The sequence below is a fragment of the Chryseobacterium sp. CCNWLW53 genome, from assembly GCF_037083525.1.
Classification (GTDB): domain Bacteria; phylum Bacteroidota; class Bacteroidia; order Flavobacteriales; family Weeksellaceae; genus Chryseobacterium; species Chryseobacterium lathyri.
The window spans coordinates 228,164-243,244 of record NZ_JBAOJR010000003.1; the positions used below are offsets into that span (position 1 = coordinate 228,164).

18 protein-coding genes are annotated in these 15,081 nt (G+C 38.1%); 11 read left to right on the plus strand and 7 right to left on the minus strand.

All coding sequences use genetic code 11. The features are described 5' to 3' along the window. Window positions 1-25 precede the first annotated feature (25 nt). The 7 genes from V6R96_RS10050 (at window position 26) to V6R96_RS10080 (ending at window position 5,433) form a co-directional block, all read left to right on the plus strand. Entirely contained in the window at window positions 26-868 is an 843-nt protein-coding gene (locus V6R96_RS10050; RefSeq protein WP_223560311.1) for a DUF5777 family beta-barrel protein, read from the plus strand. 1 nt (window position 869) lies between these two features. Beyond that, complete coding sequence (locus V6R96_RS10055; protein WP_167409407.1) at window positions 870-1,211, plus strand: hypothetical protein; 342 nt, start codon at window positions 870-872, stop codon at window positions 1,209-1,211. Window positions 1,212-1,221: 10 nt separating this feature from the next. Then, complete coding sequence (locus tag V6R96_RS10060; protein WP_336379032.1) at window positions 1,222-1,764, plus strand: YceI family protein; 543 nt, start codon at window positions 1,222-1,224, stop codon at window positions 1,762-1,764. After that, window positions 1,764-2,291 (plus strand): ankyrin repeat domain-containing protein, encoded by a 528-nt coding sequence (locus tag V6R96_RS10065; protein WP_223560309.1) that lies wholly within the window; start codon window positions 1,764-1,766, stop codon window positions 2,289-2,291. The genes V6R96_RS10060 and V6R96_RS10065 overlap by 1 nt, the downstream gene beginning before the upstream one ends. A 3-nt stretch (window positions 2,292-2,294) precedes the next feature. Beyond that, on the plus strand, window positions 2,295-3,080 hold the full coding sequence (locus tag V6R96_RS10070; protein WP_223560308.1) for a T9SS type A sorting domain-containing protein: 786 nt from the start codon (window positions 2,295-2,297) through the stop codon (window positions 3,078-3,080). Window positions 3,081-3,221: 141 nt separating this feature from the next. Continuing rightward, complete coding sequence (locus V6R96_RS10075; protein WP_336379031.1) at window positions 3,222-4,064, plus strand: GNAT family N-acetyltransferase; 843 nt, start codon at window positions 3,222-3,224, stop codon at window positions 4,062-4,064. An 85-nt stretch (window positions 4,065-4,149) separates the two neighbouring features. After that, window positions 4,150-5,433 (plus strand): ectonucleotide pyrophosphatase/phosphodiesterase, encoded by a 1,284-nt coding sequence (locus V6R96_RS10080; RefSeq protein ID WP_336379030.1) that lies wholly within the window; start codon window positions 4,150-4,152, stop codon window positions 5,431-5,433. Between the two features lie 113 nt (window positions 5,434-5,546). On the opposite strand, the gene V6R96_RS10085 is transcribed toward V6R96_RS10080, so the two are convergent. Beyond that, a complete protein-coding gene (locus V6R96_RS10085; RefSeq protein ID WP_111955337.1) occupies window positions 5,547-6,425 on the minus strand; it encodes an NAD(P)H-binding protein in 879 nt (292 codons plus the stop codon). 79 nt (window positions 6,426-6,504) lie between these two features. Here V6R96_RS10085 and V6R96_RS10090 point away from each other — a divergent pair, with 79 nt between their 5' ends. Next, window positions 6,505-6,864: a helix-turn-helix domain-containing protein gene (locus V6R96_RS10090; protein ID WP_336379029.1), complete on the plus strand. Its 360-nt coding sequence runs from the start codon at window positions 6,505-6,507 to the stop codon at window positions 6,862-6,864. A 56-nt stretch (window positions 6,865-6,920) separates the two neighbouring features. Here V6R96_RS10090 and V6R96_RS10095 read toward each other — a convergent pair whose 3' ends face one another. Both V6R96_RS10095 and V6R96_RS10100 read right to left on the minus strand, forming a co-directional pair. Continuing rightward, the gene (locus V6R96_RS10095) at window positions 6,921-7,979 is read right to left on the minus strand and encodes an NAD(P)-dependent alcohol dehydrogenase (protein ID WP_223560303.1); all 1,059 of its coding nucleotides are present in this window, start codon (window positions 7,977-7,979) and stop codon (window positions 6,921-6,923) included. Window positions 7,980-8,012: 33 nt separating this feature from the next. After that, window positions 8,013-8,417 (minus strand): cupin domain-containing protein, encoded by a 405-nt coding sequence (locus V6R96_RS10100; RefSeq protein ID WP_336379028.1) that lies wholly within the window; start codon window positions 8,415-8,417, stop codon window positions 8,013-8,015. A gap of 133 nt (window positions 8,418-8,550) precedes the next feature. On the opposite strand from V6R96_RS10100, the gene V6R96_RS10105 reads away from it, so the two are divergent. The 3 genes from V6R96_RS10105 to V6R96_RS10115 all read left to right on the plus strand — a co-directional run bounded on the left by V6R96_RS10105 (window position 8,551) and on the right by V6R96_RS10115 (window position 11,301). Next, entirely contained in the window at window positions 8,551-9,453 is a 903-nt protein-coding gene (locus tag V6R96_RS10105; protein ID WP_223560301.1) for an AraC family transcriptional regulator, read from the plus strand. Between the two features lie 214 nt (window positions 9,454-9,667). Continuing rightward, window positions 9,668-11,011 (plus strand): carboxylesterase family protein, encoded by a 1,344-nt coding sequence (locus tag V6R96_RS10110; RefSeq protein WP_336379027.1) that lies wholly within the window; start codon window positions 9,668-9,670, stop codon window positions 11,009-11,011. Window positions 11,012-11,133: 122 nt separating this feature from the next. Further along, a complete protein-coding gene (locus tag V6R96_RS10115) occupies window positions 11,134-11,301 on the plus strand; it encodes a hypothetical protein (protein ID WP_223560299.1) in 168 nt (55 codons plus the stop codon). Window positions 11,302-11,374: 73 nt separating this feature from the next. Here V6R96_RS10115 and V6R96_RS10120 read toward each other — a convergent pair whose 3' ends face one another. From V6R96_RS10120 to V6R96_RS10135, 4 genes are read right to left on the minus strand one after another with little or no spacing between them, the layout of a single operon-like run. Beyond that, window positions 11,375-12,847 (minus strand): alpha-amylase, encoded by a 1,473-nt coding sequence (locus tag V6R96_RS10120; RefSeq protein ID WP_336379026.1) that lies wholly within the window; start codon window positions 12,845-12,847, stop codon window positions 11,375-11,377. A gap of 45 nt (window positions 12,848-12,892) precedes the next feature. Further along, entirely contained in the window at window positions 12,893-13,987 is a 1,095-nt protein-coding gene (gene dinB / locus V6R96_RS10125) for a DNA polymerase IV (protein WP_111955323.1), read from the minus strand. A gap of 43 nt (window positions 13,988-14,030) precedes the next feature. Then, entirely contained in the window at window positions 14,031-14,486 is a 456-nt protein-coding gene (locus V6R96_RS10130) for a GNAT family N-acetyltransferase (protein WP_111955321.1), read from the minus strand. After that, window positions 14,486-15,001: a thioredoxin family protein gene (locus V6R96_RS10135; protein WP_223560297.1), complete on the minus strand. Its 516-nt coding sequence runs from the start codon at window positions 14,999-15,001 to the stop codon at window positions 14,486-14,488. Before V6R96_RS10135 ends, V6R96_RS10130 begins: the two co-directional genes overlap by 1 nt. Window positions 15,002-15,081 lie beyond the last annotated feature (80 nt).

Here is a 15,081-nt window from a genome sequence, read left to right on the forward strand (position 1 = left end):
TATCATAATTTAATTCAAATTGTATATGACAAAAACTCTCTTATTTTTGTCGGTATTGGCCTCAGGTCTTGTCTCAGCACAGGAAGATCTGCTAAAAGATATTGACACTCTCAAAACAACCACATCAACTTCACAGCCAGCTTTTAAAGCCCTGCAGATCGTCACAGGACAATCCACAAAACTCTCTGCCAAAAATGAATGGTACATTGTGGTGGCTCACCGTTTCGGAGACATCAGTACAGGATTTAAAAATTTTTTCGGTCTGGACGATGCTTCTACCAAACTAGGGGTTATTTACGGTGTTACAGACGGTATTTCAGTCAGTCTTTCCAGGGAGACAAACATGAAAACATTCGAAGGCGCTGTAAAATACAAGCTTGTAAAGCAGACTGAAAGTTTTCCGGCAGAGATCGTAGGCTATAATGTAATGGCTTTAAATACGGACCTAGATAAGGACAATTATCCCCATCTCAGATTCAGCGACAGGCTTTCCTATCTTACGCAGGCTTTGATCTCAAGAAGATTTAATGATAAATTTTCTTTGCAACTGACTCCGTCATATATTCATAAAAATCTTTATGATCCCGCTATTGAAGATAAAAACCAGTTTTTGGCCGGATTAGGCGGCCGCTATAAAATTTCTAAAAGAATTTCTATTAACGCAGAATATTTTGTGAATTTCGATGATCACAGCTTCTATAAAAATCCTCTCTCATTGGGGATGGATATAGAAACCGGGGGACATGTGTTCCAGCTTTTATTTACCAATTCCCAAATCAATTCAGATATAGGATATCTTTCCAATGCAGTAGGAAAGTGGGGGAAAGGACAGATATTCTTTGGGTTTAACCTTTACAGAGTTTTTTAAGATGAAAAAGATACTATACCTATTATCATCAGCTGCCCTGTTTATTGCTTGTGACAGCAGGACCTATGAGGAGATTTCGGATAATACCCCAATTACAGTGACTGTAAAATATAACTCTGACGTAAAATCAATTGTTGATAATAACTGCATCGGATGCCATTCTGCAGGAAGTTTTAAGCCTTTTACAACCTATACAGACGTAAAAAATAATATTGATGGCATTCTAGACAGGATACAAAGACCCAACGGAGATCCGGGAAAAATGCCGCAGGGCGGATCTTTATCTCAGACTCAGATTAACACCTTTATAAAATGGAAAGCCGACGGGCTTGCTGAAAATTAAAATATCCGATATGAAAAGATTAATAGTAATAACTAGTGTCCTGTTTTTTACAGGTTTTGCTTCAGCCCAGAAGTACAGTTCCAAAACAGGCAGTGTAACCTTTGAGGCATCCGTGCCGCTGTTCGAAGACGTATATGCTAAAGATGATAAGAATATTGTTGTCATCAATACAGATAACGGGGAAATAGCTTCAGTTTCTGCCGTGAAAAACTTTCATTTTAAAACCAAACTAATGGAAGAGCATTTTAATGAAAATTATGCTGAAACAGCAAAATATCCTAAGGCAACCTTCAAAGGAAAGATTTTGAATTTTGATAAAACAAAACTTACAGCCTCGCCACAAAAGTATACCGTTCAGGGAACCCTGAATTTTCATGGTGTAGATAAGGCTGTTTCTTCTGCTGCTACCATTTACAGCAAAGACGGGAAGATCTATATGCAGGGAAGCTTTGTGGCAAAACCTGCTGATCACAAGGTGACTATCCCAAAAGTAGTAACTAAAAAGATCGCTGAAAATGTCAATGTAGAATACAATTATGTAATGACAAAATAATGAAAAATATTATCTTCATCATAAGTATTTTCCTGAGTTTTTCTGCACTGTCTGCCCAGGAAAAAGTAAAATCAATATTTGATATTGCCAGAAGCGGAACGGTAGCTGAAGTGAAGGAGCTCATGAAACAGGATCCGGATATCATCAACAAAACCAATGAAAGTGGCTTTTCGCCTCTTATCCTCGCCTGCTACAGAGGCAATGCCGAAGTGGCTGATTTTTTGATGGATAAAGTAAAAGATATCAATTATAACTCTTCAATGGGAACTGCACTGATGGCAGTAGTATTTAAAGGTGATTTAAAATTAGCTCAGGAACTATTAGATCATAAATCGGATATCAATACAACAGATTCACAAGGAACGACACCGCTTATTTTTGCTTCGAAATTGGGAAATACAGAAATGGTGAAACTTCTTGTTAAATATAAAGCAAATAAAACAGTAAAAGATAAACAGGGAAATACAGCCTTTGAATATGCCGTTTTATCAAAAAATTCAGAACTTATCAACCAGCTAAAAAATTAAAATATGAAAAACATTGTACTTTTTTCTTTCTTATTAATCAGTTTTTTGGGCATTTCGCAGCAAAAAACTACAGGTGATGTACCTTTGTCCCCTAATAATGGGATAACTGCAAATTTTACTCTTGACAATACAACATCTACAGTAACCTTGGTATTAAAAGGTCCGTCTGACAGATGGTTTGGCTTAGGAATTGGTGTTAATGCAGGGTTTAGCATGTCGTCAGGAGATGCTGTGGTTTATTCTGCGGTTACAACTCCAAAACTTACGGATAGAAATTTTACAGGATTCGTGCAGCCTCCATTAGACGGTTCACAAGACTGGACAATAGTAAGTGATGTTGTTGCTGGAACTGTAAGAACACTAATTTTAACAAGGGCTTTGACCAATTCAGATCCTAATGACTATCAAATGCCCTATGCAACTACCAATTCTATAAGTTTTGCAGGACCAAGACCTGCTTCTGCAACTAATACAGTGGGCCCTCATGGCGGAACAGCCAACGTAGGATATGCTACTGCATCTTTTACTTCCGTATTAGGAGTAAATGATACTGAAATGTTAAACAAAAAAGTTGTTCTTTATCCAAATCCTGCAAAAGAAACCGTAAGTATCAAAAATGTAGATAAAATAAAATCTATTGATATTTATGAATCAGCAGGAAGAAAAGTAAGATCTGTAAAACCTGAAGGAGAAAGCATTAATGTCAGAGATCTGAAGCCTGGTATTTATTATCTTGAGATCACTCTGAAAGATGGAAACCTTTCTTATGAAAAACTGATTAAAGAATAATCATTTATAAAAATAACTCATCAAAATGCCTCTGATACTGGAGGCATTTTCTATTAACCTGCATTAAAAATTGTATGCCTTATTTCTATATAGAACTGAACGTTTTTATACCTTTGATGGTTTTCGGATAAAAAATAAGCTATGGAGATCAGAAATTTAAAGAATATGACGACAGATGAGCTTTTATCTGTTTTTAACAAATCCTTTTCAGATTATATTGTTCCCTTTCACCTGTCATTAGAACAGCTTGAATTGAAAATTATAGCGGATAAAATTGATATGAATCTGTCTGTAGGAACATTTGAATCAGGAAGGCTGGTAGGATTTATCCTTAATGCTGAAAAAAAGGAAAATGGAAAGCACATAGCATATAATGGAGGAACCGGCATCATCCCTGAATACAGAGGCCAGGGGTTGGTAAGAAAAATGTATGATTATATTATTCCCACACTCAAAGAAATAAAAACCGATGTGCTAACCCTGGAAGTAATCGAAGGTAATAATTCTGCTATCAGAGCGTACGAAAATTTAGGCTTCAAAATCGTACGGAAGCTGTTGTGTTTTAACGGAATTATTAATCTTGAAGAAAAGGATATCAATATTTCGATAAAAGAGATTGAAAACTTACAGTGGGAAAACTTACAGTCTTTCTGGGATATACAGCCGTCATGGCAAAGCTCAATAAAAGTACTTGAGAATATTCGTCAAAGCTGTACAATTTTAGGAGCGTATAAAGATGAGCAGCTTAAAGGATATGTCATTTACAATCCTGCCGTTAAGAAAGTTTATCAGATTGCTGTTGATCAATATTCAAGAAGACAGGGGATCGGCACAAAGCTTTTGAGTACAATAGAGAAGATGAATGGAGGACAGGCCATCTCTGTAAACAATGTAGATGATACTTCTGCAAATACTTCTGCTTTTCTACATGCAGCCGGACTTAAAAATTGGGTGTCCCAGTTTGAAATGAAGAGGGATATTTAAAATTTTAATCTGTTTTAATATACTTTTAATCTTATAAACTTTTCCGGGAGCAGTATAGACCGTAACTTTGCCGAAAATTTTAATAATGAAGCGAGGAATACAAATTTTGTTACTGTTTTTTTCTTTAGCTATTTGTGCTCAGGAAACACATATGGATACGGCCCAGGTAGTTATTTCCGGCCGTACCAACAGTGCTGAAGCCCGGACAAAACCTTATGTGATCATGATCTCTGCCGATGGTTTTAGGTATGATTACGCTAAAAAATATAATGCCGAAAATCTTCTGAAGCTAGCCGCTAATGGGGTCCAGGCCGATGCAATGATCCCAAGCTATCCAAGCATTACGTTTCCCAATCACTGGAGCCTGATCACAGGACTTTACCCTTCCCATCATGGGCTGATCGATAATTTCTTTTATGATTACAAAAGAAAAGAGCCCTATGCAATGAGCAATAAGAAGAATGCTGAAGACGGAAGCTGGTATGGAGGAACCCCGCTTTGGGCATTGGCTGAAAAGCAGGGAATGGTTTCTGCATCCCTTATGTGGGTTGGCTCTGCAAGCGATGCAGGAGGAATGAGACCTTCCTATTATTATCCATATCATGAAAAATTTAAGCCTTCCGAAAAAGTAGATAAGGTCGTGAACTGGCTGAAGCTTCCTGAAGAGAAAAGACCACATTTTATATCTCTGTATTTCCCGGAAGTTGACGGAAGCGGCCATCATTACGGACCGGATAGCCAGGAAACAGAAAATGCTGTTCATTTAATTGACGGTGCAATTGGTGAGCTTGTTCAGAAAGTTAATAACCTTGGACTTAATAATGTCAACTTTATTTTTGTTTCCGATCATGGAATGATAAAAGTGGATGGCGGAGCTCCATTGGAAATTCCGGTTATGCTTCTTGATAAAAACAGATTCGATTTTTACAATTCCCAGACCTTACTTAGAGTATATGTCAAAAATCCTGATGAGGTTAAAGTCGTTTATAAAGAACTTAAAGCAAACAAAACAGATGATTATGAAGTATATCTGGACAAAAAACTGCCCAAATATCTTCACTTTTCGACCAAAGATGACAGATATGACAGGATAGGACAGATTCTTCTGATTCCAAAAGCTCCAAAAATATTCTTAGAAAAAGGAAAGAAAACATCCGTAGGAAAGCACGGCTATAATCCGAAAGTTGTCCCTGAAATGAAGGCAACATTCTATGCCTGGGGACCTGAATTTAAAAATAATCTGGTAATCAATGAATTTGCCAATATTAATGTTTATCCTTTAGTCACTGAAATCTTAGGATTGAAAACAGATCAGCCTATTGATGGGAAACTGAAGGTTTTAAAGAAAACTCTGAAGGAGAAGAAATAAGTTGAGCTTTACTATACAAATCATTCAGGATTTGATTTAAAATAACAGTTTCGGCGCACCGCAGGTGCGCCGAAACTGTTTACATATTTTTTTAGTCTCAGAAAAAATCAAACTTAAAATTGATCAGCAAATTCACGGGCAAAATCCTCAAGTTTTACTGAGCCATTAACCGGAGATCCCTGTTCAGTAAAATCCTTCTGAACAACACCGGTTCTCATTCCTTTTCCCATTTCAACATAAAGCTCAGCCATTTCCTTTGGAAGACCTGCCTGCACCATTCCTTCAAAAGACTGCTCATCTGTAAATTCTACCCAGGGTAATTCCGTATTCCCAACAGCGGCTCCTAAAACCTTTGCAAAATCTGCAGGCGGTCGCGAATCGCTTACCACATAACGGATATTTTTGCCTGCTGTATTTTTTACCAGTTCTTCAGCTGCAGCCTTAGCAATATCAGTGGGATGCACCAATGGAATATCTATATTTCCAGGATAATTTCCGCCGATAATCCCTGCATTTTTAATCAATGGAATATCATTGAAGAAATTAATGTAGAAATAACCTGCTCTTAGCAAAGTAACAGAAGTATTTTCCAGCTCGTTGTATAGTTTTTCAATATGGTGAAGTCCTTTAATGGGACCATTTTCAACCGGAGAATCAGCTCCCACGCTGCTTAGCATGACAAGTCTTTTTACTCCTGTTCTGGCAATGGCTTCAGCATAATTTTTTCCTGCATTCACTGTATTTTCGACAATATTCGTCTCACCTATAATCGGGGGAGTCATTGCAAATACGGCATCAGCACCTTCAAATGTTTTAACTAAAAAATTGACATCAGTAATAGAACCGATGGCAGCTTTCGCTCCTAAAGATTCAATTTCACTTTTCTTTGCTTCGCTGCTACTGATTACAGTAACGTCGTGTCCTTCTGCAATTAATTGCTGTGCTAACGGTTTTGCGGTGTTCCCTAAAGAACCTGTTACAATAATTTTCATATTAAATGTTGTTTATTTCTTTATACAAAGTTATATTTGTACTTACTTTTATACAAGTACTTACCCTAAAGTATGTATCATGACAGCAATTAAAGAAAGTTCTACCATCCAGCAGAACAGGAAAAATATCTTGGAACAGTGCCCTGTAATGTATGTAATGGAAAAGATAGGCGGTTTTTGGAAACCTATTATTCTATTCAATCTTTCAACGGGAGAGAAGAGATACAGCGAATTAAAAAGGGCCATTCCTGAGGTGACAGAAAAAATGCTGATTCAGCATCTGAAGCAATTAGAAGCTGATGGACTGGTTATCAGAACAGCAAAGCCTGTGGTTCCTCCGCATGTCACATATGAACTCAGTAAAGCAGGCCTCAAGCTGGCTCCTGTTATCGATGCAATGGCAGACTGGGCTTTTCAGGATATGAAAAAAGCATATTAAACATCAATAAAAAAGACCCTTCAGTGAAGAGTCTTTTTTTATTTTGAATCTTGAAATTATGACAAAGACTTCATATCAATAACGAAACGGTATTTCACATCACTTTTGATCATTCTTTCATATGCCTGATTGATATCCTGAATTTTGATCAGCTCAATATCTGATACAATATTATGTTTTCCACAGAAATCCAGTAATTCCTGAGTTTCAGCTATACCACCGATTAATGAACCTGCAACAGAACGGCGTTGGAAGATCATAGGTCTTGTACTCACTTCAGTTTCCTGAAATTCACCTACAAATCCTACAAGAACCAAAGTCCCGTTCAGAGTAAGCGTTTGCATATAAGGATTGATATCGTGCTCATAAGGAACCGTATCGATGATCAGATCAAACTTTCCTTTTACCGTATCCATCTGCGAATCATCAGTAGAAATTACAACATGATCAGCTCCCAGCTGCTTGGCATCATCCGTTTTTCCCGGAGTTCTTGAGAATAAAGTCACTTCTGCACCTAATCCTTTTGCTAATTTAATGGCCATATGTCCTAGTCCGCCTAATCCAACAACCGCCACTTTAGAGTTCGGTCCAACATTCCAGTGTCTCAATGGAGACCAGGTGGTAATACCTGCACATAAAAGGGGTGCTACGGCAGCCAGGTCCAAATTTTCAGGTACGCTTAAAACAAAATGTTCGTCTACCACTACTTTCTGAGAATATCCGCCAAAAGTATGGCCCCCCAAATGTTTGTCTTTTCCGTTATAGGTTCCTGTGAATCCATTTAAGCAGTATTGCTCCAGATCTTCTTTACAGCTGTTGCAGTGTCCACATGAATCTACCATGCATCCCACAGCAGCCAGGTCGCCTACTTTAAATTTAGAAACTTCACTTCCCACATTAGTAATTCTTCCGACAATTTCATGTCCCGGAACTACAGGATACAAAGATCCGCCCCAGTCGTTTCTTGCCGTATGAAGATCAGAATGACAAACCCCGCAGTATAGGATTTCAATCTCTACATCTTTAGGTGTTGTTTCCCTTCTCTCAATAGTCATTTCTTTCAGGTCTGCCGTAGTAGACTCGGCCCCATAGGCTTTTACTGTGATTGTACTCATTGGTTTATTTAATTTAAGTTATATTAAGTTCAGTTATAAATTATTGTATTCGTCATCACTTACAGGTTCCAGCCACTCCACAATACCGTTTTGAGTATTGGGATTGATGGCAATATGCGTGAATTCACTGTCTGCAGACGCACCATGCCAGTGGATAATACCAGGGAGAATATTGACTACATCTCCAGGATGTAAAACCTGTGAAGGCTTTCCTTTTTCCTGATAAAAACCTGTTCCTGAAGTTACAATTAAAATCTGGCCACCACCGTGAGAATGCCAGTTATTTCTGCATCCGGGTTCAAAAATAACATTTCCGATCTGGCAGTTCAGATCATCTGCATTAGGTTTTAAAATCTGGACCCATGCGGTTCCTCCAGAAAAATAAGCTTCCGGCGCTTTTTCTCCTTTCGGGAAGATATTTGTATTAAATGTTTCCATAACAGTACAAAAGTCGACACTTTTAAGTAAACATAACTTATACAGATTACCGGAATACTTACCAATTTTACAGACACCATAAAAAGGTCCGCAGGAAAGTGGTAATTTTGAATAAGCTTAAAAAAGATAGTCAATGGAAGATCAGGAAGTTGAAAAAGTAAACAGTATTTCAGATTACAATAAAATGGTAAATCATGAAACGCTGCATCCGCTGGTAAGTGTGGTAGATTTTGCAAAATCCGATCCTATATGCCAGTACAAAAGAACCTATACTTTTTACACCGTTTTTCTGAAAGATGTAATCTGTGGCGATATGCATTACGGAAAGCACAGCTACGACTATCAGGAAGGTACGCTGGTTTTTATTGCTCCGGGGCAGGTGAGCGGAGTTACTAACGACGGAAAATCTATACAGCCGGGCGGATATGCATTGCTGTTTCACCCGGACCTTATCAAAGGAACCAATCTTGGCAAGAATATTACAGATTATAGCTTCTTTTCCTATGACGTGCACGAAGCTCTGCATCTTTCAGAAAAAGAAAGGGAAATTGTTCTTGAATGTTTTAAAAATATAAAACTTGAGCTCGAACAGTCTATCGATAAGCACAGCAAATCGTTAATCGTCAACAATATTGAGTTGTTTTTAAATTACTGTATGCGGTTCTATGATCGTCAGTTTATCACAAGAGACCATGTCAATCAGGGCGTTATCGGGAAATTTGAAAATCTGGTGGATGATTATTTTAAATCGGATAATCCTAAAAATATTGGCTTCCCGATGGTTAATTACTTTGCAGAAAAGCTGAACCTATCTGCTAATTACTTCGGTGACCTGATCAAAAAAGAATTGGGGGTTTCCGCGCAGGAATTTATCCATAATAAGCTGATCGAGGTAGCCAAAGAACAGATACTGAATCCATCAAAATCAATCAGTGAGATTTCTTATGATCTTGGATTTAAATATCCACAGCATTTTACAAGATTATTCAAAGCTAAAGTTGGTGTTTCTCCCAGTGAATACAAAACATTGAACTGATCATTTTAAACGCAAGTAACACTAATACTTCATTACAATTTTTTACTTTGAATTGTTTGTGGAAATTAGTGTTTAAAATTAGTGCCCTTTTTAAATTACTTTATAGATTAACTGTATAAGTCGGCGTTTTTTAACGTTAAAATCAATTGAAAGTTTTCTCATTTCAAAAAACTGAATTAATTTTAATAGGATAAAATTTTTCAAAGTTTTTAAAATGACCGTTGAGCAGACCACAACCCACATTTTTCAGACTTCTTTCGGGAAAGTTATTGCATTAAAGAACAACGGTGTTATCAGAGCCAGAAGCATCCGGTATGCCCGTTCTGAAAGATTTCAAAAACCTGTTGCAGAGCAGCCTTCACCTTCAGAAATTATTTTCCCGGATAAGACTCCCGTTTGTCCGCAGGCCATTAGTCCGTTAGTAGAAAAAATGATTGGCCCTACTCATATTGAAAACTTTGCTCCTGATGAATCTACACAGTATCTTTCAGTCTTCCGTCCCGGCAGCATTACAGATAGTGAAAAGCTTCCTGTTGTAGTCTGGATCCATGGAGGTTCCCATGAAATCGGATGTGGTGATCTTCCTACCTCTGACCCCAGTGACTGGGTGCGGGAACAGCAGATTATTGTTGTTACCGTTTCCTACAGACTCGGGCTTTTCGGATTTCTGGGAGGTGATGAAAGGCCGCCTAATTTGGGGCTGTTCGATATCATAGAAGCATTAAAATGGATCAATGCCTACATTTCAGAATTTGGAGGAGATCCTAAAAATATTACTCTTTTAGGTCAATCTTCAGGTGGTGATGCTATTGCCCATCTTATGATTTCCGAAGGGGTAGAGGGCCTGTTTCAAAGAGTGATTATTCAGAGCGCCCCATTGGGATTACGTTATAAAAGACAAAAAATGTCCGCCGAATTTCTAAAGAAAACCGAAGGACTGAAATACGAAACAGATGTTTTTAAAATGATGGATGAATACAAGAAACATGTGCCGTCCGTCATTAAATATGGCTTGAAGGCCGCTATGCCTTTCGGTATTCAGTATGGATTTCCGCCCTTATGCAAAGAAGAGGAATCTATAGAGAAATGGAAGGCAAACGCACGGAAGTACGATGTCCTGATTGGTCTGAATAATGATGAAACCGCATTTTACCTTAAAACTTCCGATGCTTTAAATAAATATTTCGGGAAAGGTTTTGGATTGAGGGTTTTGGATAAAGCCGTTGAAAAGACGACTGAACTTATTTATGGGACTCCGGCAAAGGTCTTTGCGGAAAACTATGCAAAGGCAGGGGGGAACGTTTATTTATTTAGAATTCATTCCAGACCAGAAAACAGCCCTATCGGGGCTCCGCACTGTATTGATCTTCCGCTGATTTTCGGAAATGAACAGGCTTGGAAATCCTCTGAAATGGTAAAAGATATTCCATGGAAGTACATTGACGAGAATGGTAAAAAACTCAGAGCGCTCTGGGCAGAATTTGCAAGAAGCAGTCATATTTCTGACGATTCGGAAAGGCCGGAAATCTTAAAAATCAGGAAATTAAATTTTAAGTAATTGGAAGGAAAGCGCAATGGAGTATTTAGCTTATGAAATAGATAGTCTTTTGGTAATTCGTATTTGGTATATTATGATGTTTTAAGTATATTAGGCTAACCAAACCAAAAAATCTATTAATTATGAAAACAAAACTTTTTGCTAACGTACGAAAACTTGACAGAAGTGAACTTAAGAATCTAAAAGGAGAAGGGATCATCCGGAACGGTGTATGCTGTACCTCCAACGAGGATGGCTATTGCTGCGAATGGGCCATTAATATACAGAATTGCCGGTATATCTACTGCTAATCATTTTGTCAGTAAAACTAATAAGGCATACATGACTGTAGGTTATGTATGCCTTTTATATATATTGCAAAGCCTACTCAGAGACCCATACACTTACATTTCCTGCAGGAACCGGGAAATCTCCCCATCCATTTTCATCAATGATTACCGTTTCCTCAGATCTTTTAAGTAAATCTTTAAAACTTTTGCCTGCATACTGTTTTCCCATTTCCATAGGTTTGCTGTAGTCATCTTTATTGCTGAGAACTACGGCACATCCGGAATGTTCATCATCACCTTCACGTGTCCAGCCCAGACAGTTGGTATCTTCAAAATAATCCTTCTGTGTTCCGTACGCATGTTCCTTTCTTGCTATCAGAAGCTCTTCTATACCATCCACTTTCGGCAGGAAAATCTCATGGCTATTACCATCTCTGCCTGTATCAACGTAATGGGCGCCATAAAGATCGGGATAAAAAACACAGGGATATCCATTCTCGCGAAGCAGAATTAACGCATAAGCTATCGGCTTGAACCATGATTGTACCGGAGCTTCAAGATCCTGAAGAGGCTGTGTGTCATGATTATCCACAAGGCTTACAGAGTGCATAGGATCTGCTTCGGTAAGAGTTTGGTCAAAAATCCTGCGGAGATCATAGGAGCTGCCTTCACTAGATGCAGTATGGAAATTATTCTGCAGCGAGCTGTCAAAAAGGCTCATGCATCCTTCTGTTACCTCAATATATTTCTGCAGAAGATTAAGCTGTCCCGGGGCCCAGTATTCTCCGACTGCAAAAATGTTTTTTCCGGAATTGGAGCGGAGCATGGTCAGCCATTCCTTATAAAAATCAAATGAAATATGTTTTAAAGCATCCAGTCTTACTCCGTCAAAATCGGTCAGGTTGAAATACCATTCTGCCCAGCCGTTGAGCTCCTCACGCACAAAAGGATTCCGGTGCTCGATGTCGTTGTACATCAGGTAATCATAATTCCCTTTCTCATCGTCAATCATCTCTTCCCAGTCGTTTCCGTATTCAGACTGTATTTTAAAGATATGGGAATCCATACCTTCGGCATAATCCACACCGCTGAAACAAGTGAAGTTCCATTCAAAATCAGAATATTTTTTATTTCTTCCGGGAAATGTGAATTTAGTGTAAGATTCTATCTCAATAACTTCGGAAATAACCTTTTCCCTGTTGTTTTCATCTACCTTTACGGCTTTAAATTTTTCCAGCTCATCCCCGCCGGCTTTATGCCCCAGTACAATATCTACAATTACCTCTATATTTTGTTTTTTTAAAGCTTTAATAGCTTTGATATAATCATTCCTGGTGCCATATTTGGTTGGTGTGCTTCCTTTCTGGTCAAACTCTCCGAGGTCATACAGGTCATAAGCATCATATCCTACAGAATAACCTCCGTTTGTTCCTTTGTAGGCAGGGGGAAACCATACTGAAGTAATTCCTAACTTCGCCAGATATGCGGCCTGCTTTTCTGCTTCTTTCCATAATTTTCCATTCCCTTCCGAGTACCAGTGGAAAAATTGAATCATTGTCGGGTTCATAGGCTGTAATTTGGTTATTACAAGGTAGTGAAAATTTTTTACCTGTTAATTCTCAAATTCTTCAAACGGAATTTTTAGTTGAATAGAAACCTGTTTTTTTTCCTCGGTGTTGAGGTGGGAGAGAGATAACCCCAGCAATCTTACAGGCTTATCAAACGGCCTTAGTTCCCAAAGTTTTTTCCCGGTGCTGAAATACTGTTCAGGAGAAGTGAAATACTCTTCTTTTGTAAAGCTTCTTGTAAAAAGCGAGAAATCTTTATACTTGATCTTTAAAGTTAAGGCTCTTCCCAGAATATTATTCTTTTGCAGTCTCTGGTGAAGTTCCTGGCTTAGATGTTCTAGTTTTTCATTAATCGATTGGTCATCAAAAAGATCCTCAAAAAAAGTTCTCTCCACGGCAACACTTTTCTGGATCCGGTGTGGCTTTACCTCAGAATGGTGAATGCCACGTACTGCATTGTAATAGTACGTTCCGGATTTTCCAAAAAGCCTTACCAATTCTTCCAGAGTTTTTTTCTTTAAATCTTTTCCTTTGTAAATTCCCAGGCTGAACATTTTGTTGGCGGTTACTTTACCTACACCGTAAAATTTTTCAACCGGAAGTTTCTCAAGAAAATCTTCAATTCTATCGGGATGAATGGTTTTCTGGCCGTTCGGTTTATTGATGTCAGAGGCTACTTTTGCAAGAAATTTATTTACAGAAATTCCTGCAGAAGCTGTCAGTCCCGTTTGCTCAAATATTTTCTGGCGGATCTCTCTGGCAATCTGATTGGCAGATTCTATATCTTTTTTATTTTCAGTGACATCAAGATATGCTTCGTCCAGTGACAAAGGTTCTACCAGATCGGTATATTCATGGAATATTTCGCGGATCTGTCGTGATATTTCTTTGTAACGTGCAAAGCGTGGAGGCACAAAAATAATATGAGGGCATTTTTCTTTAGCTGTTTTACTGGGCATTGCAGAACGGACTCCGTATTTTCTTGCCTCATAACTCGCTGCTGCAACCACACCCCGGTGCTCTCCTCCTACAGCAATAGGCTTCCCTTTAAGTGAGGGATTGTCATGCTGTTCCACAGAAGCATAAAATGCATCCATATCGACATGAATAATCTTACGGGTGGGAAAAGAAGAATCCATACCGCAAAGATATGGATTCATTTATTTTTGAATTGAGTTCTGATTATATTTTCATCCTCATCGTAGTGAGTAATGACTGGAATCCAGCTTTTTCATAGGCTTTTACAGCGGATTCATTTTGGGAATAAACATCGAGCCTGACCTCTGAAATATCTTTAGACTTTGCCCAACTCATCAGTTCATCAAGAATTAATTTGTTGACTCCTTTTCCTCTGTGTTCGGGTTTTACATACATAAAGCCCAGATAAGCATAGCGGTCGAAATTATAATAATTGGCATCCGGTTTTTTAATCCTTGCATATCCAGATGCTACGATTTCATCATTTTCTTCAGCTACGAGTACAAATGCATCTTCAGCCTGTATCAGTTTAAGCAGATCATAATAATGAATTTCTCCATCAATAAGAGTACTGTTGAATGGCCTTTCTGCGGTAACGATTCCCTGTTCAAATTCAAAAAGGACTTTCAGATCCTGTTCTGTGGCTTCTCTTGTGATCATTATTGTAAAAGACGGTTAATGGTTTCCTGTATTTCCGGATCTTCAGGCGAAATAGCGTAATATTTCGCGATAGACGATTTCTGGTCTATGACCATATATCTAGGGATCCAGTTCAGATCAATATAATTGTTAAAATCATTTTTCCAGCCTGAAGCAAACCAGTAATTATCCTTATCTTTCATATTGAACCTGTCGAGGCTTTTGTCAAAACCTTCTTTTGATCTTTCCAGGGAAAGGAATACGAAATCTACATTCGGATTGTTTTTTTCAAGCTCTTCAGCTTTTGGAAGTGCTTTTAAGCAGTCTCTACACCATCCGGCCCAGAAATCAATCACTAAAACTTTTCCTTTATGTTCATCAAGGATCTGCTGAATAGTAATATTTTTTCCTTCCTCATCTTCCAGCTTCTGTATTAAAGCTTCTTTGGAGAAAGAGGTTTTAAGTACTTTCGGTTGCTGCTGTGCATAGCTTAACCCGAAAACACCGATCATAAAAATGAATGCTAACTTTTTCATTCTTTCAATTTCATTTATACAAATCTAAGCAATGAAACGTAATTGGAGATTGATTTCTTATGAATTAGGAAAAATTTATG